Annotated in this window: 21 protein-coding genes and 1 pseudogene; 12 read left to right on the top strand and 10 right to left on the bottom strand. The window is 35.2% G+C overall.

Annotated features, from left to right (window positions below):
• Window positions 1-249: 249 nt before the first annotated feature.
• Window positions 250-627: a 50S ribosomal protein L19 gene (rplS, locus tag ABWU23_RS06240; protein ID WP_253307222.1), complete on the bottom strand. Its 378-nt coding sequence runs from the start codon at window positions 625-627 to the stop codon at window positions 250-252.
• Entirely contained in the window at window positions 611-1,321 is a 711-nt protein-coding gene (gene trmD, locus ABWU23_RS06245; RefSeq protein ID WP_264328690.1) for a tRNA (guanosine(37)-N1)-methyltransferase TrmD, read from the bottom strand. Before trmD ends, rplS begins: the two co-directional genes overlap by 17 nt.
• 74 nt (window positions 1,322-1,395) lie before the next feature.
• Here trmD and purC point away from each other — a divergent pair, with 74 nt between their 5' ends.
• Window positions 1,396-2,118: a phosphoribosylaminoimidazolesuccinocarboxamide synthase gene (gene purC / locus ABWU23_RS06250; protein WP_253307224.1), complete on the top strand. Its 723-nt coding sequence runs from the start codon at window positions 1,396-1,398 to the stop codon at window positions 2,116-2,118.
• On the opposite strand, the gene purM is transcribed toward purC, so the two are convergent.
• Complete coding sequence (purM, locus tag ABWU23_RS06255) at window positions 2,115-3,152, bottom strand: phosphoribosylformylglycinamidine cyclo-ligase (RefSeq protein WP_353270969.1); 1,038 nt, start codon at window positions 3,150-3,152, stop codon at window positions 2,115-2,117. The two genes, purC and purM, sit on opposite strands and share 4 nt — an antisense overlap.
• 133 nt (window positions 3,153-3,285) lie before the next feature.
• Between purM and ABWU23_RS06260 the strand changes: the two genes are divergently transcribed.
• On the top strand, window positions 3,286-3,939 hold the full coding sequence (locus tag ABWU23_RS06260) for a histidine phosphotransferase family protein (protein WP_353270970.1): 654 nt from the start codon (window positions 3,286-3,288) through the stop codon (window positions 3,937-3,939).
• Window positions 3,940-4,010: 71 nt separating this feature from the next.
• On the opposite strand, the gene ABWU23_RS06265 is transcribed toward ABWU23_RS06260, so the two are convergent.
• Window positions 4,011-4,829: a transporter associated domain-containing protein gene (locus tag ABWU23_RS06265; RefSeq protein ID WP_253307227.1), complete on the bottom strand. Its 819-nt coding sequence runs from the start codon at window positions 4,827-4,829 to the stop codon at window positions 4,011-4,013.
• A 402-nt stretch (window positions 4,830-5,231) separates the two neighbouring features.
• On the opposite strand from ABWU23_RS06265, the gene hemE reads away from it, so the two are divergent.
• Entirely contained in the window at window positions 5,232-6,248 is a 1,017-nt protein-coding gene (gene hemE / locus ABWU23_RS06270; protein ID WP_353270971.1) for a uroporphyrinogen decarboxylase, read from the top strand.
• Window positions 6,249-6,317: 69 nt separating this feature from the next.
• Window positions 6,318-7,511: a pyridoxal phosphate-dependent aminotransferase gene (locus ABWU23_RS06275; protein WP_264687845.1), complete on the top strand. Its 1,194-nt coding sequence runs from the start codon at window positions 6,318-6,320 to the stop codon at window positions 7,509-7,511.
• 85 nt (window positions 7,512-7,596) lie between these two features.
• Here the strand turns inward: ABWU23_RS06275 and ABWU23_RS06280 are convergent.
• Both ABWU23_RS06280 and ABWU23_RS06285 read right to left on the bottom strand, forming a co-directional pair.
• Window positions 7,597-8,827 (bottom strand): annotated as a pseudogene (locus ABWU23_RS06280) (IS256-like element ISWpi15 family transposase).
• A gap of 82 nt (window positions 8,828-8,909) precedes the next feature.
• Window positions 8,910-9,398: a hypothetical protein gene (locus ABWU23_RS06285; protein ID WP_353270972.1), complete on the bottom strand. Its 489-nt coding sequence runs from the start codon at window positions 9,396-9,398 to the stop codon at window positions 8,910-8,912.
• A gap of 142 nt (window positions 9,399-9,540) precedes the next feature.
• Here ABWU23_RS06285 and ABWU23_RS06290 point away from each other — a divergent pair, with 142 nt between their 5' ends.
• The 3 genes from ABWU23_RS06290 to glyA all read left to right on the top strand — a co-directional run bounded on the left by ABWU23_RS06290 (window position 9,541) and on the right by glyA (window position 12,416).
• On the top strand, window positions 9,541-9,702 hold the full coding sequence (locus ABWU23_RS06290) for a hypothetical protein (protein ID WP_264735850.1): 162 nt from the start codon (window positions 9,541-9,543) through the stop codon (window positions 9,700-9,702).
• A gap of 184 nt (window positions 9,703-9,886) precedes the next feature.
• On the top strand, window positions 9,887-11,092 hold the full coding sequence (locus ABWU23_RS06295) for an MFS transporter (protein ID WP_353271047.1): 1,206 nt from the start codon (window positions 9,887-9,889) through the stop codon (window positions 11,090-11,092).
• Between the two features lie 46 nt (window positions 11,093-11,138).
• Window positions 11,139-12,416 carry a serine hydroxymethyltransferase gene (gene glyA / locus ABWU23_RS06300; protein ID WP_264688225.1) on the top strand — a complete coding sequence of 426 codons (1,278 nt, stop codon included), beginning with the start codon at window positions 11,139-11,141 and terminating at the stop codon, window positions 12,414-12,416.
• Between the two features lie 598 nt (window positions 12,417-13,014).
• Here the strand turns inward: glyA and ABWU23_RS06305 are convergent.
• Window positions 13,015-14,436, bottom strand: coding sequence for an AAA family ATPase (locus ABWU23_RS06305; RefSeq protein WP_253309500.1), 1,422 nt, complete (start codon window positions 14,434-14,436; stop codon window positions 13,015-13,017).
• Window positions 14,437-14,781: 345 nt separating this feature from the next.
• The gene (locus ABWU23_RS06310) at window positions 14,782-15,456 is read right to left on the bottom strand and encodes a septal ring lytic transglycosylase RlpA family protein (protein ID WP_253309498.1); all 675 of its coding nucleotides are present in this window, start codon (window positions 15,454-15,456) and stop codon (window positions 14,782-14,784) included.
• Between the two features lie 26 nt (window positions 15,457-15,482).
• Here ABWU23_RS06310 and murC point away from each other — a divergent pair, with 26 nt between their 5' ends.
• Genes murC through cgtA form a run of 3 tightly spaced genes read left to right on the top strand, consistent with a single transcriptional unit; the run spans window position 15,483 to window position 19,286 of the window.
• On the top strand, window positions 15,483-17,006 hold the full coding sequence (gene murC, locus ABWU23_RS06315) for a UDP-N-acetylmuramate--L-alanine ligase (RefSeq protein ID WP_353270973.1): 1,524 nt from the start codon (window positions 15,483-15,485) through the stop codon (window positions 17,004-17,006).
• Window positions 17,007-17,010: 4 nt separating this feature from the next.
• Window positions 17,011-18,276, top strand: a complete 1,266-nt coding sequence (eno, locus tag ABWU23_RS06320) for a phosphopyruvate hydratase (RefSeq protein ID WP_253309496.1) — start codon at window positions 17,011-17,013, stop codon at window positions 18,274-18,276.
• Complete coding sequence (gene cgtA / locus ABWU23_RS06325; RefSeq protein WP_264688220.1) at window positions 18,264-19,286, top strand: Obg family GTPase CgtA; 1,023 nt, start codon at window positions 18,264-18,266, stop codon at window positions 19,284-19,286. The genes eno and cgtA overlap by 13 nt, the downstream gene beginning before the upstream one ends.
• Before the next feature lie 617 nt (window positions 19,287-19,903).
• Here the strand turns inward: cgtA and recG are convergent.
• Entirely contained in the window at window positions 19,904-21,943 is a 2,040-nt protein-coding gene (recG, locus tag ABWU23_RS06330) for an ATP-dependent DNA helicase RecG (RefSeq protein WP_353271048.1), read from the bottom strand.
• Window positions 21,944-22,200: 257 nt separating this feature from the next.
• Between recG and ABWU23_RS06335 the strand changes: the two genes are divergently transcribed.
• Window positions 22,201-23,139, top strand: coding sequence for a hypothetical protein (locus ABWU23_RS06335; RefSeq protein WP_264688491.1), 939 nt, complete (start codon window positions 22,201-22,203; stop codon window positions 23,137-23,139).
• Window positions 23,140-23,142: 3 nt separating this feature from the next.
• Here the strand turns inward: ABWU23_RS06335 and miaA are convergent, their stop codons facing one another.
• Window positions 23,143-24,036, bottom strand: coding sequence for a tRNA (adenosine(37)-N6)-dimethylallyltransferase MiaA (gene miaA, locus ABWU23_RS06340; protein ID WP_253309493.1), 894 nt, complete (start codon window positions 24,034-24,036; stop codon window positions 23,143-23,145).
• A gap of 75 nt (window positions 24,037-24,111) precedes the next feature.
• Between miaA and ABWU23_RS06345 the strand changes: the two genes are divergently transcribed.
• Window positions 24,112-24,582: a hypothetical protein gene (locus tag ABWU23_RS06345; RefSeq protein ID WP_264688217.1), complete on the top strand. Its 471-nt coding sequence runs from the start codon at window positions 24,112-24,114 to the stop codon at window positions 24,580-24,582.
• Window positions 24,583-24,662 lie beyond the last annotated feature (80 nt).

Raw genomic sequence — 24,662 nt, forward strand, 5'->3', positions numbered from 1 at the left:
TTATTTTCCCTGGATCCTATCGTCAAGCCCACAGCTGTACAAACGTCCATTTTAATAAACGTTGATGTCATTCCAGTGCTTGACACTGGAATCCAGTTATAAAAATATTTACAAATCAGGCAATTGGTAACAGACTCCATGCTAAAAATAACATCCATGATATAGAATAAGGTAGATCCCAGTATCAGCTACTTGGATGACACTGGGGAAGTGCTGGGATGACACAATTGACATCACTCCCTATTGTATCTACTTAGATTTCTTTTTAACATAAGTAGTACGCTCTTTGATCCTTGCAGCTTTTCCAAATAGTTTGCATAGATAATACAGTTTTGCTCTACGAACCTTTCCTTTTCTTGTCACTTGCACTGAAACCAGTGCAGGAGAATAAACAAAAAATTGAGACACTATACTTTCTCCATGGCTCACTTTTCTGACTGCAAAAGAAGAATGCAACCCGCGGTTCCTTTTTGATATACATACACCTCCAAATATCTGTATACGTTCACTTGCACCGTCAACTACTTTAAAAGTGACCTTCAAATCATCACCAGGACGAAATTCTGGTATTTCTTTAGCTAACACTTGCATTTGCTGTTCGTTAAATTTTTTAAGTAAATTTGTCATTTATCTCTCCATTCAATAATTCAGGCCTACGCTTTTTTGTTATAACATGAGACTGCTTCTGCCTCCAATCACTTATTTTTTTGTGATTGCCAGATAACAAAACCTCAGGTACTTTATATCCCTTCCACTGCTCAGGTCTAGTATATTGAGGATATTCAAGCATACCACCATCATAACTAAAACTTTCTTCAATAATACTATCGGAATTATTTACTACACCTGGAAGAAGTCTAATGCATGCATCGAGAACCACCATCGCAGCTGGCTCACCTCCTGAAAGTATATAATCTCCGATACTTAATTCATAAGGAGTATACGCATCAATTATCCTTTGGTCAATACCTTCAAATCGACCACACAATATTGTTATATGAGGAAACTCTAATAATTCTCTGGCAATATTCTGATTAAACTTAGTTCCAGATGGAGTCATGTAAATAAACTTAGTGTTTTTATGAACAGAGAGCATACTATCTACTGCATCACCAACTACATCAGAACGCATAACCATTCCTGCTCCACCTCCATATGGAACATCATCCACAGTTGAATGTTTATCTTTCGCAAAAGAACGAATATTTATTACTTCAAGGTTCCATATTTTTTTTTCTAACGCTTTTCCGGCAAGAGAATAGTTCAAAAACCCGGGGAACATTTCTGGAAATATGGTTAATATTGTAACATTGAATGCCATTAAGGTTTATTTTAAGTTATTTGGAGCTATACTCTAAGAACAGTAAATTGATATAATATATAGTTAAATTAAGCATGTCACTGAATAAAACAATATACGAAGGTAAAGCGAAAGCCATTATTGAAACTGAAGACTCATCAACTGTTATACAGCACTTTAAAGATGATGTTACAGCATTCAATAAGAAAAAATATGAAATTATTGAGGGCAAAGGAATAATTAATAATCATGTTAGTGCTTTTATCATGGAAAAGCTTGAAGAAGCAGGAACTAGCACGCACTTTATAAAAACTCTAAATGAAAGAGAACAGCTAGTCAAAAAGCTCAAGATAATACCTCTTGAGGTGGTAGTTAGAAATGTTGCAGCTGGCAGCTTTTGCAAACGTTTTAATATCAAAGAAGGTGAGGCACTTACATCTCCTATAATCGAGTTTTTTTACAAAAATGATGACCTAGCCGACCCAATGGTGAATGAAAATCACATACTGTATTTTGATTGGCTATCTAGCAAAGAAATGGATGAAGTTAAAACTACAACTTTAAAAATCAACGAAATCTTAGTCCACCTATTTTCAAATGCAAGTATATATTTAGTTGATCTCAAGTTAGAATTTGGCAGATTAATAAATGACAGTACTAAAATCATTTTAGCCGATGAAATCAGCCCTGATAACTGCAGGTTATGGGATAAAAATACTTATAAAAAGCTAGATAAAGACGTCTTTCGTTTGAATTTAGGAGATTTAAAGGAAGCGTACCTAGAAGTTGCAAAAAGACTGTCAGTAAAGTTAGACTAACTAAATACTACTCTATCAAGTGGAGGGTTACATGCCTCATCAAGTTTTCCAATAATTTCAATTTTTTCTCCACGTTTTTGGAAATGATTTTTCACGTTTTGCATATTCTCAGGACTTACGATCAATACCATGCCAATACCACAATTAAATGTTTTTAGCATTTCTTTCTTCTCTATTTTACCCTCCTTTGTTAGCCATAAAAATATATCTGGCCATTTCCAGGAATTAATGTCTATGTTTGCAAATAAGTTTTTTGGAAGAATCCGCGGAATATTATCTATCAAGCCACCACCTGTTATATGTGCAATGCCTTTTACCTTTGGCATAATAGGCAACAAAGAATCAACATATATTTTTGTTGGTTCGAGCAACACTTCTTTCCAAAGCTGATTATTCCATGGAGATGAGTCGTTATAATTTATACCTAAGCCTTTGAAAATATGGCGCACCAAAGAAAACCCATTTGAGTGAATTCCACTTGACTCTAAGCCAACTATATAATCACCTACTTTCATCATGCTACAGCTTGGAAGAATTTGCTTTCGATCAACTACACCAACCACAAACCCTGCAAGGTCATAGTGATTATTATCATACATTCCAGGCATTTCTGCAGTTTCCCCACCAACCAATGCTATTTTAGCTTGCTTGCACCCCTTTGCAATGCCTTGGACCACAGATAATAAAACGTCCTTGCTCAAAACACCTGTTGCAAAGTAATCAAGGAAAAATAAAGGCGTTGCTCCTTGTGCAAGTAAGTCATTTACACACATTGCAGCTAAATCTATACCTATAGTATCATGCCTATTCACTTCTTGAGCTATCAATAGTTTCGTACCTACTCCATCAGTTGAGGAAACAAGTACTGGATGGTCATATTTCTTACTTAGTGCAGCAAAATCAAACAACGCAGAAAATGAACCTATTTCGCTGATTACTTCTTCTCTAGTAGTTTCTTGAGCAATAGGCTTGACTTCTTTTATTAACTTATTATATAGTTCAAGATCTATTCCTGATCTGATATAAGTATTCATAATCCTTCTATAAATTTTAAAATTGTTAATACTATATTAATGCCTTGATATAAAAAGTGCAACGAAACTTTCTCTTAATTGACTATTATATGTTTACCAATATAGGGTAACTTAAATCATTTATAATTATCCAATGAACAAAAACATCAAAAACATACTGTTAATAAAGGAGCTGCTATCAGGACGGCTGCTTCATGACTTTGCTAACTCTATGAATGGAATAATGTTTGGCTTAGAAGAGCTTGAAGTAATAGATAAGAACGATGCTGATGCGCAGAAGGAAGCGTTGTCGTTTCTTAAAGAAAGCTCCGATGATTTAATATATAAACATAAAGTTATGAAGCAGGCATATTCTTCTTCAGCAGATAATTACAGCTTTGATCAGACCAAATCTAATATCGAAAATTATTTATTAAAAAAAAAAGTAAAGCTTACGTGGAAAATAGACGCATACTCTGCAAAAAATAAGGAAGATTTAATTGAAAAGATAAATAAGATAATTTCTAATATGGTGCTAACTATAGCCAGCGCAGTGGCGGAAGTTGAACTAGTGTCTGTTTTACTGAGTCAAACAGAAGATAAAATGCTATTAACTATAAAAATTCTAAATGAACACAAACCAATAAGCAAATCATTAGTAGACAAATTAATCAAAAAAAATGACACTAATTTAAATACAAAAGATATTAATATCTATATGACCTCTTTATTATTAGAGTACTATAAAGCTGAAATGCATTGTACTTGCGAAAATAATTTGCTGGAGATAGGTTTAACTATACCTTGAGTTGCATATTTGGTTATTACAACTTTTTCTTCGTTTCAAGGCAAGACATTCCCCGACAAGGGGTACCAAATCTAATTTTTGTAATCACTTAAGTCTAGTACTATTTTATTAATGTAGCGCTCATTTGCATCTTTGATGATAAACTTCATACCATTTTTATATTTAATGACTTCATCTACAGAAGGCACTTTACCAGCAATCGAAAGAATCAAACCACCAAGTGTAACATAGTCTTCTTCAGGGTCACGTAATTCTATTTTTAGATCCTCTTCTATATCCTTTATAAGAACCCTTGCTGACACTTCAAACTTATTTTGAGACAATTCAGTAATGGTATATTCTGAATTTATTTCGTTCTCACTATCAATGTTTGGTATTAGCTCCTCTATAAGATCGGTCATTGAAATTAAACCATCAGTTCCACCATATTCATCCAATACAATAGCTAAGTATGACTTAGAAGATTTCATCCTAACAAAAAGATTAGTTGTCTTCATCGAGGGCGGAACAAATATTACGCTTTGTATAATATTTCTCAGATTAAAATTTTTATCCCTATTAAAAATAACATCTTTTACATAAAAAAAGCCTATTACGTTATCAAAGTTATTTCTATAAATTGGTATTTTAGTGTGGCAAGTGTTTTTTATCTTCTTTATTATTTCACGCTCGCTTGACTCAATGTCTACTGCGCATATCTCTGTACGTGGAGTCATTATATCCATTATACCACAATCGCGGAATTTTAATAGACCATTAAATATATTAAGGTCTGGCAGATCTTTCATTAATGCTTCAGTCGCACACTTTTTCAACACAGAAGCTTTTTTGAAAAGGAAGAGAAAAATTCTATATGCTATTTTTTCTACTAAGGTTCCTTTTTTACTCAATTTATTCCCTGTAATGGCAAAAACGTTTTCAGATCAGATTTATCAAGAAAACTGTTATTAAATGTTTAATAAGCATGTGAATAATGTCAAATTAATTTGTGAATTATTTGTTGATATAAAATACCAACAATTGATCAACAGTTTTTTCAACGACATATACATAGTTATGTAACAATGCATGATGGTAAAATGTTTTCCATAAAAGAAAATTACTAACACTCTGAACATCTTACTTATACACATAAATCATAACAGAAAATCAATAGCATATAGAAGTTGTTAACATATTTATCCACAAATTAAACAACGCCAATTTTTACTGAATTTTAAGTTAGTAACAAGTTGTTGATAGAACTATTATTACTACTATACTTTAGTATACAGAAAAATAGATAAAATAGATTGGAAAGCAGCAAAACAACAATAGTAGAAGTTATCAAACAAAATGAGCCAGGTGAAAGAGTGCCTATTTGGCTAATGCGTCAGGCTGGCAGGTCTCTTCCTGAGTACCGCAAAGCAGTGGAAAATATGAATAATTTTATGGAGATATGCTACAACACAGATTTAGTGACAGAATTGACGTTACAGCCATTGACAAGATTTGACGTGGATGCGGCGATAATTTTTTCAGACATTTTAATAATAGCTGATGTTTTGGGTTGTGACGTGAATTTCCTGCGCAATGTGGGCCCGAGAATAAAACCTATAAAGAATCCTAAAGAATTGAAAAGTCCACAAGACATTGAAGCTAAAATTTTACCAATTCTAAACGCTATAAAGAAAGTCAGAAGTCAGCTATCAAAAAAAAAGTCTCTTATAGGATTTGCTGGTGGCCCATGGACAGTAGCTTCATATATCATAGAAGGTGGAAGCAGCAAAACTTTTTCCAAAGTATTAAATTTTTACCCTTCGTATTTGAAGGAAATAATTGAACGAATAACGGAAGCAACGATTATTTATCTAATTAAACAGATAGAATTTGGAGCAGATGTTATTCAGCTATTTGACAGTAATGCTGGTGCATTATCGGAACCATTGTTTAAAGAATATGTTATCGAACCAACAAAGAGAATTACCTTGGCAATAAAGGATAGATTTTCTGATTTTCCAATAATAGGATTTCCAAGGTCTGCTGGAAATCTTTATAAGGATTACTGCGAACAAACAGGTGTATCTGCAGTAAGTATAGATTATAATGTCCCAATAGAATGGGCGAAAGCGAATCTAAAAATCCCTCTACAAGGAAATCTTGATCCTAATCTTTTAGCCTATAATAAAACGGAAGCAATAAAAGAAGCAAAACGTATAATAGATTGCTTTAGAGATTCACCCTTCATATTTAATCTCGGACATGGAGTACTCCCTGATACTCCAGTTGAAAATATCACTGCGTTGGTGAATTTGGTAAAAAGCTACTAATACAATACACAAAATTCCTAGCTTTTTTGCTGTACAGGGTTTATCATTTGAATTTAGCTTCAGTAAGATATGTCAGACCTTGCAAAAAGAATGTCCCTAATAAAACCATCACCTACGATTGCTGTAACTGATAAGGCAAATAAGTTGAAAAATAAAGGAAAAAAGATCTGTGTTTTAGCTGCAGGAGAACCGGATTTTGATACTCCAGATCATATAAAAAAAGCAGCTATTCAAGCAATAAGTGAAGGTAAAACTAAGTATACTGCTGTTGATGGAACGCGTGAGCTGAAAGAAGCAATAATTAATAAGTTAAGAAGGGATAATAACCTCGAGTACACGTTTAACCAAATCTGTGTTGGTACTGGCGCTAAGCAGGTGTTATTCAATTTGTTTATGGCAACAATTAACTCTGGAGATGAAGTTATTATTCCAGCTCCTTATTGGGTTTCATATGTTGATATGGTAAATCTTTTTGGGGGCTTACCAGTTGTAGTGGAATGCAAACAAAATTTTAAACTGACAGCGGAATTATTGAAAAGCAGGATAACTAAAAAAACTAAATGGTTAATTCTTAACTCACCGAACAATCCTGCAGGAGTTGTGTACACATATGATGAATTGAAAGACATAGCACAAATATTACTTGAATATCCACATGTGAATGTCGTTACAGATGATATTTATGAGCATATAATATACGACGAAAAGTTTTTTACTATCACTCAGGTTGAGCCAAAGCTTTACAACAGAGTTTTTGTAGTCAATGGAGTGTCAAAAGCCTATGCAATGACAGGCTGGAGAATAGGGTATATTGCAGGTAGAAGTGATGTAGTAAAAGCTATCTCTACGCTGCAGTCTCAGAGCACTTCTAACCCAAATTCGATAGCACAAGCAGCAGCAGCAGCAGCATTAAACGGTGACCATAGTTTTTTGAAAGAAAGAACAAGGATTTTTAAGAGTCGTAGAGATTTTATGGTGAAAAAGCTAAATTCTGCTCCGGGATTATCAGCATCCATTCCGCAAGGCGCATTTTATTTATTTGTCTCGTGTGAAGGATTGCTCAGTAAGAGTACAAAAAGTGGTAAAGTAATAAATAATGATCTTGATTTCACTGAATACCTGCTAGAGGATCATTTAGTTGCTGTGGTTCCAGGAATTGCGTTTGGTCTAGAAAATTTTATCAGAATTTCTTATGCAACCTCTCAGGAACAATTAGAAATTGGATGTGATAGTATTACTAAAGCGTGCCAGGAGTTAAAATGAAATAGACTATCCATAAATTACCCATTTCACCGCGTCAAAAATATTCACTAAGGGAGTGTTAAATAAACTGTGTCAAACCGCATTTTTAGTTCAACTCAATTTTCAATCTGCCAGGAAAGAAAACATCAAGTTGAGAGATAGTTAATGCCCAATCATGTACAGGCATCGTCCACTTTTCCTCTGCCTTCTTTATAGCACAATATACCTGCTTATACAAGGCATTTATGCTGGTAAATGAGCCTTTGGTCTTAGTGAATTTCCTAATTTGCCTATGTAGCCCCTCTATGGGATTGGTGGTGTAGATTATCCTCCTAACTGGACCAGAATACTTAAAATAACCAGACAAGTTTTCCCAATTATTCTGCCAAGATTTTATAACCATAGGGTACTTTGTGCCCCATTTTTCATCTAATTCCAACAGATAATTCTCGGCAATTTCCTTGCTTGAAGCTTGATATACCTTCTTTAAATCGCTCAAAAAACTCTTCGCATCTTTACTGGCCACATACTTCAGTGAGTTGCGTATCTGATGCACTATACACATCTGCACTTCCGCATTAGGAAAGACACTGTTTATAGCTGCAGGAAAGCTTTTCAGCCCATCAACGCAGGCAATAAGGATATCTTCTACTCCTCTTTCTTTGAGGTCATTTAGCACTCCCAACCAGAAGTTAGCTCCTTCACTTTCAGCCAAATAAAAACCTAATACTTCTTTTTTGCCATTTTGATCTATGCCTAATATGTTATACATGCATTTACTTACGCAATGCCCGTCCTCTTTGACTTTAAAAAACCATGAAAACTATCGGATATACAGACTGCAGCGGGCGACTACGCCATTCGTTGATTACTGGTAGCAATTTGTCAGTAATACTTGATATCTCTGCCACCGATATTTTGTGATCATAAATTTCCTCAACATGTGACACTATATCTCTATAGCCCATACCACTGGCAAATGTGCTCAAAATCTTCGTTTCAAGCTCTGGATGTAAGTTTGTTTGCCTTTTTTTGACTATTTGTGGTTCGAAACTTCCTTCCCTATCTCTTGGCGTCAAAAGCTCAAATGACCCTGCGCTTGTACGTAAAGTCTTTGCATTCCTCCCATTTCTTCGATTATTCTCTTCGCTTTCAGCCGACAAGTGGTTTTCTATTTCACCTTCCAGGCTTACCTCCAGCAACTTTTTTATAAACGGTGTTAATGCTCCATCTCTTCCTGTCAACGGTCTTCCTTCTCGTATAGACGACAGGATATTTGTTTCTAATTCTTTATAATCTACCAAACCGGTAGTTCTGTTTACTACTTTCTGACTCATTGTCAAACCTCCATTTTTTTATATCAATTTATTACTTTTTTTTCGGTTTGACACAGTTTATTTAACACTCCCTTCACTAAGGTTATCTTGAATGTTCTAACTTGTATTTTTCTATGGAAGGCATTTTTATTGAGTGAGCAAGTGTCTTTCTAATATTGAATTCCTCATTTTTTTCATTTTGTTGCAGTAAGTTAATGTTATTTATTTTATTTACTAAATCTTTCCCTTTCTCCAGAGTCTTTAAATTACTTTCGTTAATGTGATGTTCATTGTAAAATTCTGCAACAATTTCTTTTCTTTTCGGGTGAGTATTTAAAAATTCCGACACCTGATGTTTAGCAACAGCTTGAATAAATTTCTTATTAAATCTTGAATCGTTATATAGATTTTCCAAACTTTTGTCATAATGTTTTGCTTCGTTTATAGTGAGTTTTATTATCTCTTCTATACCACTTAGAAGTTCCCTATACAATTTGTCATATCTATTGCCTGACACATGTGTAGCGAATGTTTGTTCAATGTATTTTGTTATGTAATTTTGCAGTGTGTTGTCTATTGTGCTTATGTTCATCAACCTACCTCAATGTTATATTAACTATTTTACATGTAGAAAGGTTAATATTGAGTTAATAGGGTACTTCTGAAGTCAAATTTTACTGAAAATTATAGTATTTAATATATAATTGTTAGCATGAAATAAAAACATAAATAAAATGGATCTTGTAACAAAAGTGAAGCTCAAGATAAAGATGAATAAGGGCAAAATCATAAATATACTTGTCATTTGTGGTGTAATTTTTTTCATATACCTTATTCATGAGCCAGTTGTAGATATGGTAGAAAAAATTATAAGTAAAATAAAAGGTCTCTTTTAAAAATAGAAAAAGTGAACTTTTTCCATCATCCAAACTTGAACCTGGAAAATTTAGTTAATGCATAAACTACTTATGTTGGCTATGAGTTCAACTGTATAAAATTCCGGTAAATTAAAATAAGTATTCATAAAAATATTGTTTTCTATAAACAGAGTATCTATAATACTAGCTTTGGGGTAAAGTACTGCAGAGGAATTTTTTAATCTGGTTGTTGGCGTCACTGTTTTATGCGTACCAATATATATTACGCGTAATTCCAAACATAATTGCGCCTGGATTGATAACAAAATTTAACATAAGTATTACAGATGTTGGCCAGTTTGGTGGGTTATACTATGTAGGCTATACGCTAGCTCATATACCTATTGGTCTTTTCCTTGATAGATTTGGGCCAAAATTTGTTTTGCCTGCTTGTATTGTTTTAACATTTACCGGAACATTACCGCTTATATGTTTTGATGAGTGGTATTATTCAATACTTGGCAGAATAGTCGTTGGAATTGGGTCGTCCGCTTCAGCAATTGGGCTTTTTAAAGTTGCAAGCATGTATTTTGCGCAAGAAAAATCAGCAAGAATGGCTAGTTTATCCATAATTATAGGAACTTTGGGGGGGATATGTGGCGGATTACCGTTAGACTTCTTACTCAATAAATTTGGCTGGAATTATGTTATCTATACCTTCTCAGCATTCGGGTGTTTACTTGCTCTGTTACTGTTCTTAGTAACGCCTGAAAGCAATGCTCAACAGGAAAAAGTTAGCATTAGAGACTTGAAAAACATACTTTTCAACAAGCATATTATTCTAATTAGCTTTTTTGGTGGACTCATGGTCGGTCCAATGCAAGGTTTTGCTGATGGTTGGGCGAAAGCATTCTTTTTTGAAGTATATGAAATGAATGAAGGCTTGGCATCTTCTCTCTCTTCCGTAATATTGATAGGAATGTTAACAGGATCATTCTCTTTGGCTTATTTATTGGAAAAGTATAAAAATAAGCATTATGAAGTAATAATTTCATGCTCATTTGCAATGATCGCCGGTTTTCTATTACTTTTTACTCAGATTGGTGGCTTGTATGTTGTATTACCTACGCTTTTTATTATCGGCTTTGCATCTGGATATCAAGTAGTTACAATTTATAAAGCACTAAGTTATGTAAATAATAACTTAGTAGGCTTAGCTACAGCTGTGTCAAACATGATAGTCATGGGTTTTGGCTATTTTTTTCACACTGGAATCGCAAAAATAATAAATTTGTGTTGGGATAGAACAGTAATACAAGGAAATCCTGTGTATAGTGCTGAATTGCTGATAAAAGCAACATCTATTATTCCTGTATGTTTGCTAATAGCTGTTTTTGGGCTCTTATGGTTAAAAAAGCAGGATAAGTAGTCTTAAAATTGCTTGTGCATCTTAAAATTAAAGCGAGGTTTGATCTATGATGAGTGTTTTAAAAAAAATCTGTGGCTCTAAAAATAGTTTAAAGTCTTTTGATAACGAGGTTTATCAGTTTATAGAAAAAGAGTTACAACGTCAAAAGTCACAATTGCAATTAATTGCATCAGAGAATTTTGCAAGTAAAGCAGTAATGGAAGCACAAGGCTCTTTTCTGACTAATAAATATGCAGAAGGCTATCCAGGCAAAAGGTATTACTGTGGTTGTGAGCATGTGGACAAAGTTGAAAGTCTAGCTATAGAAAGACTTTGTAAGCTGTTCGGTGTTAAATTTGCAAACGTTCAACCTCACTCTGGTTCTCAGGCAAATCAGGCGGTATTTGCTTCACTGCTTACTCCAGGCGATACAATACTTGGATTATCACTGAGTTGCGGTGGACATCTAACTCATGGTGCGGCACCAAGCTTTTCTGGTAAATGGTTTAAGTCAATTCAGTATACAGTTAACAAAGACACTTATCTGCTCAATATGGATGAGATAGAAAAGCTGGCGCTGGAGCATAAACCAAAATTGATCATAGCTGGTGCTTCTGCTTATCCGAGAAAAATGGACTTCAAACGCTTTCGCGAAATTGCAGATAAAGTTGGTGCTTATTTGCTTGCAGACATTGCTCACTATGCAGGGCTTATTGCAGCGGGCGAATATCCATCTCCTGCTGAATATGCACATGTTATGACTTCCACGACTCACAAAACTTTGCGTGGTCCTCGTGGTGGAATAGTGATGACCAATGATGAAATATTACACAAAAAAATTCAATCTGCAGTTTTTCCAGGATTGCAGGGCGGGCCACTTATGCATGTAATAGCTGCAAAAGCTGTTGCATTTAAAGAAGCATTAGCGCCAGAGTTTAAGACTTATAGCAAGAAAATCGTGGAAAATGCGAAAGTACTAGCTCAAGAATTGCAAAAGCATGGACTCGACATTATAACCGGTGGCACTGACTCTCATATAGTGCTAGTTGACTTAAGATCGCAGAAATTAACTGGAAAAGACGTTGTAGATAGCCTTGAGAGGGCTGGCATTACCTGCAATAAAAACTCTGTACCATTTGATACAGAAAAGCCAACCATCACTTCAGGGCTCCGTTTTGGCACCGCTGCTGAGACAACACGCGGACTTGAGGCAGAAAATTTTAAAGAGATAGCCAGCCTAGTAAATGAAGTGGTTCAGGGATTAATCAGCGGAAATAGCTCAAGTGTCGAAAAAGCAGTAAAAACTAAAGTTGAAAAGATTTGTAGTAATTTTCCTATTTATTAATTTATGTGGTGTCATCCAAGTAGCTGGTAGAAACGAAAAAACTTACTTGACAAACTCCGCCAGCCCCCTTATTATGACGATAAGGGTATTTATGACTCAAAACTTGTTTTTGACCTGCAGGCTCAATGACAAAATTCAGTAAAAAACTCAGGGTATTTTTTGGCGGATTACATAAAATTATAGCGGCTGCATGTCTTTTAAATTTTTTCTACATTCAGCCAAACCTCGCTTATTTTAAGCGTTAGCACATTATTACAGCGCCACTTACAGTAATATAGAGTCAAAACTCGCACCACGGGAGTTCTTTGCCTTTTTTTTCATTTGGTAAATTTCTTAATGTTTATAGCTAAAAGAGCCCAAGAGAGGTGTCATCCCGCTGCTTGTTAGCGGGATCTATGTGAGATACCGCGGCGGTATGACGGTTAATTATTCCGCGCGGGATGACAAGAAAGGAGCAGCAGGATGACACCTCACCATGTCATTCCAGCGCGTGGCACACATCTGTACGAACATTGTTATAATAAGAGTTCATGAAAGATGTCATCTGGAATCTTGTTCCAATGTTAAACAACACAAAGTTGAAAAAGTAGAGCAAGAATTACTTGCAATTCAATAATTCTCCAAAATCAATTATGTTTGAAAAGTAATCACTATCTATAACGTCATCACTCACACCGTTAACGTGAATAAGGACTGGACGACATGAAAAGCCTTTTGGACGCTTTAGTGTATCTATTTTCTTTTGTACTTCTTGTATTATTGAATGACCGATTTTATTTTTTGAAAATTTGATTTCGCAAATGTAGAGAGTGTTAAACCTTGTTTGAATCATGTAATCAATTTGACAACCAGCACCTGTCTTCCTCTGAAAAAATGGATTTTCGCTTACTATTCCATCAATTCTCAAGATATTATGTATGCTCTTTCTATTGTTAAGCACCAAATTTTCAAACTGAAGTCCAATAATTGTATGCCACTCTGGTAGAGATGTAAGTAACCCTATAGAGTAGGTGTCGCGATTAATTTTTCCTAGATTTTTTTCAATATATTTTAGATAAAACCTTAAATAATTATCTTGAAGTCTGTACTTCCTGAGTCGTGAATCAGTACCCGTTTTTATATCCCAAGTGTGATCCTTTGCAATAAAACCGGCAAGCTCGAGCTCATATAGATACTCAGAAATGCGTCCGTGTCTTGCAATGTTTAAAGCAGTACAAATTTCTTCCTGTTCTTTAGCTCCAGTAGAAAGAGCTCTCACTACTTGCTTATAAAAAGCTGTTTTTCGCATGAATAGATCTGAAAATATTTGGTCAAACTCCTCAACTAAAAACCCACCTTTTGTAAAACAAAGCTTTTTAATATTTTCTTCAGTACCATGTTTAAAATTTACCTCTTCTAAATATTTTGGAATTCCACCGGTTACTGCAAGCACCTTAAACTTTTCGTATGCTGAAATATTTTTTGGCCAAAATTCATTGCAATCAGAAAGTGATAACTCCCCGAGTGTTAAAGTCAACGATATTCTTCCTACAAAACCAGTACTACTAAGTATATTTTTTTCAATCCAGGATGAAGCTGATCCACAGACAACAAAAATTAGCTTGTTATTATTTTTTAGCTGTGTATCCCAAAAATTCTTTATTTTGCCTAAAAAAGTTGGATCTTTTGAGCCCATCCAAGAAATTTCATCAAGGAGCAATAATATTTTGCCAGATAGTAAACGTTCACCAACTGCCCATAGTAAGTCACTCCAGTCGTCATATCTAGCAAAAGATGTATTAAATTGTCTAGCAACTTGTCTAGAAAATTCATTAAGTTGGTGGGATGTTGTAGTATGCTTTTCTGGTGGCAAACCTGCAAATGAGTAATGTTGTTCGAAATGTTTACCAAACTCTTGAATTAAACGACTTTTTCCTATACGACGCCTTCCTTTGACTACTACAAAAGATGCAGTGTTTTTTTCCGTAAGCTCCAGCAGTTGCTTCAACTCGGTTTGCCTACCAATAAATGATGGAGACATAAAATACAAAATATAAATCTTTGTCTCCATTATACACAATGAAATTGGAGACGTAAATAAGTAAATTTCGATCTTTGTCTCTATAGTGCTATAGCTAAACTGACTTACGACAATTTGAAAAACCGTCATTCCGCTACGTGTTAGCGGAATCTATGCTGGGATACCGCGAATGAATCGCGGTATGACGGTTCGCGGTGGTATAGTAACTCGTCATTCCGCTACGTGTTAGCGCCGCGGCGGTATAGCTATAAATTGTTGATATCTTTTTTATATCACATTTTTAACTTACAATAGTTAGCCAGCGTTTCTTACATTAACCAAATCTTTCGAATTCTGCACTCACCACTACCTATAACTCACTTTCACGCAATATTGATCGTTCTTAAAAAGCAATCTAACATTTTTTATTCCTTGATTGCGAAGCTTTGATGCAGCTGATTTAGCAGCCTGAGCACTTTTAAAAAATGCAACATATCCCTTACTTTCTGCACTGTCTTGTTTCGGGTGACGTTTCTGCATTTCTTTTTCATATTGCTTTCTGTAATGAGGAGTATTTTGTATCAATTGTTCTGACATCTTTCTTAGGTATTGAACTTTTACCTTTGCAAGCCCTACTTTATGAAATCCTAAGACTTGAGCTGCTTTTTCTGATAAGTCTATTATTCTGCCTTCAATAAAAGGCCCTCTATCGTTAATCCTTACAACAAGCTTTCTTCCATTTTCTAAATTAGTGACAAGAGCAAAGCAGGGTAGGGGCAAAGTCTTATGCGCTGCAGAGATCAAGTGACGGTTAAACACTTCACCATTTGCTGTAAGCGTGCCATGATCTTCTATTCCATACCACGACGCTATCCCTATCTCTTCATAGTGTTTACAGTTTTTTGGATAATAAGTTATACCATTTATTGTGTAGCTGCAGCCAATTTTATAATGACCTGCAGTGCAATTAAACCTGTTGCTAAAACTGCAACTACTTATCAAAACAAATATTAGACATAGGAAGGCTAGGTTTTTTATCATTGTATTCGGTAAGAGGGTTCGATACTATGAGGATTTTAAATTATACTATAATAAATTTAGTAATGAGTAAACATCTACTGCTAAATATTAACAAAACTCAAAAAAGAATAATACATATAATTGGTATAGGTGGAATCGGAATGAGTGCCATTGCTGAAATTCTTCACAATTCCAATTACAAAGTTCAAGGCAGTGATGCACAATCAAACAACAATGTAGATAGATTACAAAGGCTGGGCATAGAGGTTTTTATTGGTCACAATGCTAATAATATAAGCCAAGCTCAAATAGTTGTACATTCTTCTGCGATAGAATCTGATAATGTGGAGTTAGTAACAGCGAGAAATAACAATAAAACCATTTTGCATAGATCAGACATACTTGCTGAAATTATGAAAGATAAATATGTGATAGCAGTTTCAGGTTCAAGTGGAAAGACGACAACAACGGCTATGATTGCTTCTATTTTTGATCATTCTGGCATTGATGCGACTGTAATTGTAGGAGGAATACTAAATTCGTATCAGAGTAATTCAAGACTTGGAAAGAGTGACATTTTTTTAATCGAAGCTGATGAGTCTGATGGAACCATGCTAAAAATTCCTGCAAATATTGCTGTCATAACGAGTATTAACGACGATCATATGGATCATTATGGTACATTCGACGATATTAAAAATGCGTTTTCTCAGTTTATAAGCAAAGCCGGTTTTGCAGTTTTGCCTGATTCTGTAGGCATTAATTATGATGCGAGTAATTCTATAACGTTTGGGTTTGAGAATGGTAGCATAAGAGCCAGCAACATTAAACAGCATGCTAACAGCATAGAATTTGACGTGTTGAACAACTGGATTCCAGCATCAGCTACTTGCATGACAAAAAAGCAGGTGTCATCCCATCACCTTCTGTCATCCCATCACCCTCTGTCATCCCAGTGCGTGACACTGGGATCCAGCCCTTTAAAAAACATAGTACTATCAAACGCAATAGGTATTCACAAAATGAGTAACGCCTTGGCTACAATATCAGTTGCGATAAAGCTCGGGATTAGCAATGCAGAGATTAAAAAAGGCCTTTTGGAATTTCAAGGAGTAGCAAGAAGATTCTCTTTGATTGCCAATATTAAAGGTGTTAAGTTAATTGAGGATTATGCCCATCATCCAAATGAAATATATGCAACTTTAACGGCTGCACGTTCGATTACTAAAGGAAAAGTAATAGGAATTATCGAACCACTTCGTTTTGCTCGCGTTCGTAATTTTTTTGGTGAATTCATAAGGATCTTTATGATGTTTGACTATGTAATCCTTACTCCTATTCATCCCCCAGAAGACAAGCCTATTCCTGGTTGTGGGATTGATGATATACAAAAAGCTTTAATCAGTAATGGGTTTAATGATGTAAAGATTATGAATGATGCTCTACTCATTTCACATTTTATTAGTGATTCGACAAGTCCAGGTGATATAGTATTATTTATTGGTGCTGGTAGTAATATAGCTAAATTGGCAAAGGAAACTGCAGCACTTATTGCGGAAGTTAAGGTTTAATGCGATGAATAAGATAATCAACAACGTATTTGCAAGAGAAATTTTAGATAGCAGGGGTTACCCCACTGTTGAGGTGGAAATTGAACTCTGTGATGGAGCAATAGGTAGGGCCTCTGTACCTTCTGGAGCTTCAACTGGTAAATTAGAAGCCTTGGAACTCAGAGACCAAGATGAGAAAAGGTATTGTGGTAAAGGAGTGCTGAAAGCTGTTCAAGCTGTAAATGGAGTGATAGCAAATGAAATCATTGGCATGGATGCAACAAACCAAAGTGCAATTGATAAAGCATTAATTGAACTAGATGGAACAAAAAATAAATCTAAACTTGGAGCAAATGCAACTTTGGGTGTGTCTCTTGCGGTTGCAAAAGCAGCAGCAAACAGTTTCAAAATACCGTTGTATAGATATTTGGGAGGAGAGCAGATGCCGGTTCCACTCATTAACATAATTAATGGTGGAGTACATGCAGACAATAAGCTCGATTTCCAAGAATTCATGATTCTTCCGGTCGGTGCTGAGACTTTCAGTGAAGCAATCAGAATATCTGCGGAGGTGTTCCACAACTTACGTAGCATTCTTAAGAAAAAGGGTTATAGCACAAACGTAGGAGATGAAGGCGGTTTTGCACCAAATATTGAAAGTACTGAAGAAGCACTTGACTTGATCATATACGCTATAGAATCAGCAGGTTATTCAGCGCAAAGTGATTTTGCACTAGGCCTTGATGTTGCTTCATCTACTTTTTATGAAGATGGAATTTACAAATTTGAAAATAAAGAGCTTACTTCAAAAGAATTGACTGAATATTATTGTAGTCTTGTGGAAAGATATCCAATAATTTCTATAGAAGATGCAATGAGTGAAGACGATTACGAAGGTTGGAAATTACTTACTGCAAAATTGGGGAGTAAAATTCAATTGGTTGGGGATGATTTATTTGTTACAAATTGTGAACTAATAGGCAAAGGAATAGAAGAAAAAATGGCAAATGCTGTACTGATCAAGCCAAATCAAATAGGGACGTTAACAGAAACTTTTGCTGCTATTGAAATGGCAAAATCAAACAACTACAAAGCTGTTATTTCTCACCGCTCAGGTGAAACAGAAGACACAACAATATCTCATATAGCAGTTGCATCAAATTGCGGGCAAATAAAAACCGGGTCGCTGTCGCGTTCTGATAGGCTCGCGAAGTATAACGAGCTAATGAGAATAGAAGGCACATTAGGAAAAGATGCTAAATATTATCATGGGTTAGCATGGGTTTTATAGACGAAGTAAAATTGTACTTAAAAGCCGGTGATGGTGGTGACGGTTGTGCAAGTTTTCGTCGAGAAAAGTTCGTTGAATTTGGTGGTCCAAATGGTGGTAATGGAGGAAAGGGTGGAAACATAGTTTTCATCAGCGACGCTAATCTCAACACTTTGCTTCATTTTCGTTATAGAAGACACATTAAAGCAGATAATGGGAAAAATGGTGCAGGCAGGGATAGATCTGGCACAGCAGGGAAAGACGTTATACTTCGAGTTCCAGTCGGTGCACAAATAATTGATGAAGAAAGTGAAGAGATAATAGTAGATCTTGACAAGCCTGGTATGGAATTTCAAGTAGCACAGGGTGGAAAAGGTGGACTTGGAAATACTAATTTTAAATCTTCTACTAATAAGGCACCAAGACATTTTACTTACGGTCAGCCTGGCGAAGAAAAACATGTATTATTAAAACTAAAAGTTTTATCAGATGTTGGAATTATTGGCATGCCAAACGCAGGTAAATCAAAATTTTTGACTCGCTGCTCAAATTCCGATACAAAAGTAGGCGATTATCCATTTACCACCGTAAGACCCCACTTAGGTGTGACAAAAGTGGATGATAGCGAAGTTGTAATAGCAGATATTCCTGGAATAATTACTGATGCTCACCTTGGAGTTGGGCTCGGGCATAAATTTTTAAAGCACATAGAAAGGTGTCAAATTTTACTTCATTTAATCGATGTAACTCACGATGACGTTGTTTCGGCTTATAGTTGTATCCATAATGAATTGGAACTTTACAATAGTGATCTTGTTGAAAAAGAAGAGATTGTAGTATTAAACAAATGCGACTTATTGAGGGAAGCAGAAATTCTGGAAAAGAAGAATCACCTAGCTAATTATCTCAATAAAGAAGTGCTGTGCTTATCAATTAATGGTGATTTACAGCCTATTTTAAGATTATTAAGTGAAAAATTGAAAAAGAGTAATTCTAAGGAAATCGATGTATATGATCCTTTTAAGATGTGAATTTCATTTAGATAATTGATGTTTTTCATTTATTTTATCATATAACTAGAATATATGTGTACGAACGTTTGTTTTTGAAGGTGATTTGCACAGTAAATGGTCAGCGCGTGACGCACTGCCCAGTTCATGTTAGCTATAAATATTTAAGAAATTTACCAAACGAAAAAAAAGGCAAAAGAAGCCCTAGTCATTGTCTATTTTCAGTATTGGCGTTTTTTTATGTTTTAAACGTCTAATAACCGCGACTCAGCTGCTTTTTAATGCAACTAACCTTAGTTTAAATGTTTAAGAAATTTACTAAGCAGAAAAAAAGGCAAAAGAAATCCCGTGTTAGCTAGTTGTCACTCTCTAATCCTGCAAATTGGCGTACTATACTGTCTTAAACGACTTATAAGCGCGTTTCAGCTTATATAGGTAAAAACCCAGAAATGTTGTGAAGACATAAGGTGCACATAGTGCAAAAAATTAAAAATAAGACGCCAACTACGTTGTTTTCTTGCTGTTTAATCTGCACAGATGAAGATAACTGAATACCTTCACTATCATGATAAGGGGGCTGGCGGAGTTTGTCAAGGAATTTTTGCATTTAATTCGTTTCTGCGAGCTACCTGGTTTTCCTACTGAAATTTTGAAAAATGTAATCTACTTCTATATTCAAATATATCAAGCAGTAATTCAAAATTAGCCATTGCGCCTTTTGCGTTATTATACGCGAGATTGAGCAGCTCTTTGTCCTGATATAAATCAGCAAATTTAAATTCCATACATCCTGATTGTTTTGTGCCTAAAATATCTCCACTGCCTCTTAGCATCATATCCCTTTCAGCAATGTAAAATCCGTCCTGTGACTCACACATGATCTTTAACTTTGAAGATGAGCTTTTACTTAAATTATCGTATAATAATACACAAAAAGATGGCTTGTTTCCTCGCCCTACTCTGCCTCTTAACTGATGTAATTGCGATAACCCAAATTGCTCTGCATTTTCTATAATCATAATGGTTGCATCTGGCACATCTATACCAACTTCTATCACAGTGGTTGCAACAAGCAAAGAAAATTCATTTCTTTTGAAGGAAAACATAACTTGATCTTTCTGCTCCTGAGTCAATTTTCCGTGTATTATCCCGACTCTATCAAAAAATGTTTTTTGTAATTCCTGAAAACGCATCTCTGCTGCAGCAATATTGGTCTCTTCGTTTTCTTCTATATATGGACAAATCCAATATGCTTTTTCGCCCCTGTTTATAGCACCTTTTAGCTTTTCAATAACATCTGGCACCCTACTAATGTTCATAGTTACAGTTTTTATTGGCAATCTGGATTTTGGTTTTTCTCTCAAAATTGAACATTCAACGTCACCATACATAGCTTGCTGCAAGGTTCTTGGAATGGGAGTTGCAGTAACGAAAAGTATATCGGCATTTTCTCCTTTTCCTACCAAGCGATTTCTCTGCATCACTCCAAATCGCTGTTGCTCGTCTATGACTGCAAGCCCTAAATTTTTAAATGTAACGTTAGCTTGAAATAACGCGTGGGTGCCAATCACTATATTTAAAACACCACTTGCAAGTTCGTTCATGATAATCTTTCTTTCCTTGCGCGAAGTTTTACCAGTAAGCAGCGCAACTTTTATATCGGTACAGGATAAAACTTCCTCAATCCAATTATAATGTTGCTCCGCCAAGATAGTAGTCGGTGCCATTAGAGCTACCTGCATGTTGTTTTCTACCACATTTAGCATCGCAAAAAGTGCAACTACGGTTTTGCCACTACCAACATCACCTTGCAGCAAGCTCATCATGCGATACTTGGATTTTTGCCTCTCTGAAATTTCATCTATTGCACGAATTTGATCGTTTGTTAATTGAAACGATAATTCATTTAAAACTTGCTCTTTATATTTATTCAATACTATAAATTCTCTTTCCCTTTTTTTTACATGATTTTCTCTTGCAAGTTTCAGTGCTAGCTGATACGCAAACAATTCATCATAAGCAAGCCTTTTTCTACAAACCTCGGCTTCCGCCAATGAGCTTGGTCTGTGCAACTTTATGATGCTTTCCCTCCAACTTAGCCATTTTTTTTGCTTGATTAATGTATCATCTATCCACTCTGGCAAATCAGGCAATTCTTTCAGGTTAGAGCTTATTATGTTCCCAATGCTCTTATTGGTAATGCCACGGCATAATTGGTAGACTGGCTCTATGCGAGCTATTTCTTTAAATTGGTTGATGTCAAGCGACACGTAATCTGGATGAGTAATCTGCCAATGCTCAGCAAATTTTTCGAGTTTGCCACTGATGATTACATAGGCTCCAACTGGAAATAGTTTATATAAATACTTAACTGAGTGATTAAAAAAGACTATGAATATATACTGACTCTCACTTTCAACGACTATTTTATATGGTCTACCTCTAAAAGTGGGCGACTGATGCTCATAAACTTTTGCCATGAAAGTTGTAAATTCTCCAACTTGAGTATCAAGTAGTGACTTACTTCTATCTATATAACCAAGCGGCCTATAAAACAGCAGGTCCACCACTTTGTTCCCACCACAGAGTTTAGGTAATATTGCGGAATGGAACTTAAGCATATTTTCCAGCTTGCCATTTAGAAAAGCCAGCACATCTAATTGCTCATTGAGATTCATACATGTGTAAAAACTGTTTATCAATAATAGAGCCTTTTTAAAATCTTGTCACCTTATGGTCAGGTATGCACTATAGCTAGCACAGCTCTCTAACATCATACCACCGCGGTGCTAACAAGCAGCGGGATGACGGTTGTCGGTAAGCCTAAGTTACCCCTAACTATATTTGCTATCATAGGGCTTATAGCAGGTATTTTATTGAATTATTAATAATTTGTGATATAATTAATTATGATGTTAATAGGTCTATGATAGAAATGAATAGTACCAATCCAGTAGTTACATTAAGGGCTCAAGCAGAAGAGTTTGATTTTGGCAAATTAAGAGCTGGTAAAGATAATGCTGAAGCAAACTCTGGTGAACAGATGTATAAAGACATCAATAGAATGGATTTTGTTATTAATGGTAAAAGTATAGACCAAACTTTAACTAGTGCGTTGATGGAAGGAGCTAAGCAACGTGAATTCGATAAAATTTGGAGCGAATATTGTGAAAATGACAATACTCCTGATCATAAAAAAACTGACCAGTATGAAAAGGAATTTGAGAGATTTTACAATTTAGGCAAGGAGTATGCTCACCTATTACCAAAGGAAGAAGCCAGAAATTATCGCCCGTTTGCAAAAGAAGTTTTTAAGGAAATGTTTAAATATGCTGAAGCAAAAGTTCCAAGTGATTCTATTCTAGAAGAGCTAATTACTAATTGTAATCAAGCAGGGTATGAAGGCACTTTATTCACTGATGTTCTCTTTCAAGCATTTCGCCAGTCCGAATTTACGCTACTAAGTCCTCAAAAAACAATAGTTATTGATTGCACTGATCCAAATCATGTAAAAGTCAAATCTGAGATGGCAGTGCCTACGGTAAAATCTGATAATCCAGAAGAAGAAGTTTGTCAGATAAATAGCTCATTAGAGTTTACACTTGCATTCCAAGATGAGAAAAATGATGTAACATATAAAGATGGTAAATTGTTACTTACTGCTCCTCGAGAACTGAAAAATTACAAAATTGATGGCAAAAATTTATTTGATATTATTAAAGAGTATTTCCAGAAATTTTGCGAGAAGTTAGGATTTAAGTTTGAAGCAGAGATAGAACATAGTTTAGGTAATCCACTAGAAGTAAACAGCCATCTGGAAAATATGGAACCGCCCATTCATAGCAATGAGCATGGAAATACACCTGGAAACTAACAATTAAAATATTTCAAGCGCTGTTAGCTCATTTGCACAATCAATTACTTCAGAACTTGGGAACTGGTTTTTAAACCAAGTGTACTGGCGTTTTGCGTAGTGTCTTGTGTTTGTTTGAGCAATCTGTATCGCTTCGTCTAAAGTAATCTCACCTTTCAAATACTTTACAATTTCTGGCACTCCATGTGCTTTCATAGCTGGCAAATGTGGAGCTAAGTTCATACTAAGTAGCTTTTTTACTTCATCAATTGCTCCATTTTCGATCATTTTGATAAAACGAGAATTTATTTTTTGGTATACATCCTCACGTTTAGGCAAAATTGTATATATCTTAAAATTATCGAATAAAGGAGGCTGTCTATTTTCTTGCCATACAAAGATTGTCTTACCAGTTTCAGTGATAACTTCAAGTGCCCTTGAAAGGCGGTGCGAGTCATTCATGAATACTTTACCTTGAATCCTTGGATCTTTGCTTAGCACTAATTTGTAAAACTCCTCTTTACTTAAATTTTTCCTTAATTCGCTTACATTTTTCCTTACTTTCTGACTTATTTGTGGCATTGATGATAAGCCTTTGATTAAACTGCTGATGTAAAGCCCGCTTCCTCCAGTGATGATAGGTATTTGAGCATTTTCTAATGCGTGATTAACTTCTTTTTCTAAATCCTCTAACCATAGACCCACGGAATAATTTTCTTTTGCTGAAACATAACCATATAATTTATAAAATTCTTCTTGCTTTAGTGGTTGAGCAGTAATTATGGGAATTTCTTCATATACCTGCTTTGAATCACAATTTATTATGCTGATATTATTATATTTTTTTATCAGGTTATCACACAATTCTGATTTACCTGAAGCTGTAATTCCTGTAATAATTACTATATTATTTTTCATTTATATTAATTTAATTAACATATGATAGAGTGTAGTAAAAATTTGGGTCCTACAATCTAAAGTTTGGAGATTTTTATGGCAGAAAACAACGACAATAATTCATTTATTAAGCGTTTCACAAACAGGACTCCTGGCGGTACAGGGGAAGGTTTTTCCAGTAAGTATTCGTCTCAAAACACCAAAGAACGGGCATTAGGGGAAAAAGGGGGAATTTCTGAATTAGCAAACAAAAAAACCGAATCCAAGGAAGCTTTTTCTGAAAGTGGCGGCATAAAAAGTAAAAGCAGAACTGTCAATGAAAGATCTTTTGCTGATGCAACAAAAAGAAGTAGGTCAGATCTTATATATTTAGTCCGTGGTAAAGATCGTGGAAAATCAGCGTGGCATTATGTATTAGTTGATAAAGAGAAAAGAGAAATGTTTCTAGCAAAAAGCAGAACTGGCTCTATAGATGTTGCAGACTATGGAGAGATTTTGTATTCAGGATGGGGAGAGGATCCACCACAGGCAATAGTTGATAAAGTCAATGAAGAGTTTGGGTTGTAGCAAGTCTGCATAACAAATGGTAAGCTGCGTTGCATTGCGTTCACAAAAACTAGCAGTTACTATATAAGATACAATGCAAC

It is taken from the genome of Wolbachia endosymbiont (group A) of Hedychridium roseum (assembly GCF_964028325.1).
In the GTDB taxonomy this organism is placed as follows: domain Bacteria; phylum Pseudomonadota; class Alphaproteobacteria; order Rickettsiales; family Anaplasmataceae; genus Wolbachia.

Excerpts from the sequence above, each read along its gene's own strand:
- ABWU23_RS06335 (WP_264688491.1), top strand. The coding sequence starts at position 22,201 with ATGAATAGTACCAATCCAGTAGTTACATTAAGGGCTCAAGCAGAAGAG.
- ABWU23_RS06275 (WP_264687845.1), top strand. The coding sequence starts at position 6,318 with ATGTCAGACCTTGCAAAAAGAATGTCCCTAATAAAACCATCACCTACG.
- murC (WP_353270973.1), top strand. The coding sequence starts at position 15,483 with ATGAGGATTTTAAATTATACTATAATAAATTTAGTAATGAGTAAACAT.
- ABWU23_RS06305 (WP_253309500.1), bottom strand. The coding sequence starts at position 14,436 with ATGTCTCCATCATTTATTGGTAGGCAAACCGAGTTGAAGCAACTGCTG.
- ABWU23_RS06290 (WP_264735850.1), top strand. The coding sequence starts at position 9,541 with ATGGATCTTGTAACAAAAGTGAAGCTCAAGATAAAGATGAATAAGGGC.
- ABWU23_RS06310 (WP_253309498.1), bottom strand. The coding sequence starts at position 15,456 with ATGATAAAAAACCTAGCCTTCCTATGTCTAATATTTGTTTTGATAAGT.
- glyA (WP_264688225.1), top strand. The coding sequence starts at position 11,139 with ATGATGAGTGTTTTAAAAAAAATCTGTGGCTCTAAAAATAGTTTAAAG.
- ABWU23_RS06285 (WP_353270972.1), bottom strand. The coding sequence starts at position 9,398 with ATGAACATAAGCACAATAGACAACACACTGCAAAATTACATAACAAAA.
- purM (WP_353270969.1), bottom strand. The coding sequence starts at position 3,152 with ATGAATACTTATATCAGATCAGGAATAGATCTTGAACTATATAATAAG.
- eno (WP_253309496.1), top strand. The coding sequence starts at position 17,011 with ATGAATAAGATAATCAACAACGTATTTGCAAGAGAAATTTTAGATAGC.
- ABWU23_RS06345 (WP_264688217.1), top strand. The coding sequence starts at position 24,112 with ATGGCAGAAAACAACGACAATAATTCATTTATTAAGCGTTTCACAAAC.
- recG (WP_353271048.1), bottom strand. The coding sequence starts at position 21,943 with ATGAATCTCAATGAGCAATTAGATGTGCTGGCTTTTCTAAATGGCAAG.
- miaA (WP_253309493.1), bottom strand. The coding sequence starts at position 24,036 with ATGAAAAATAATATAGTAATTATTACAGGAATTACAGCTTCAGGTAAA.
- cgtA (WP_264688220.1), top strand. The coding sequence starts at position 18,264 with ATGGGTTTTATAGACGAAGTAAAATTGTACTTAAAAGCCGGTGATGGT.
- rplS (WP_253307222.1), bottom strand. The coding sequence starts at position 627 with ATGACAAATTTACTTAAAAAATTTAACGAACAGCAAATGCAAGTGTTA.
- purC (WP_253307224.1), top strand. The coding sequence starts at position 1,396 with ATGTCACTGAATAAAACAATATACGAAGGTAAAGCGAAAGCCATTATT.
- ABWU23_RS06260 (WP_353270970.1), top strand. The coding sequence starts at position 3,286 with ATGAACAAAAACATCAAAAACATACTGTTAATAAAGGAGCTGCTATCA.
- trmD (WP_264328690.1), bottom strand. The coding sequence starts at position 1,321 with ATGGCATTCAATGTTACAATATTAACCATATTTCCAGAAATGTTCCCC.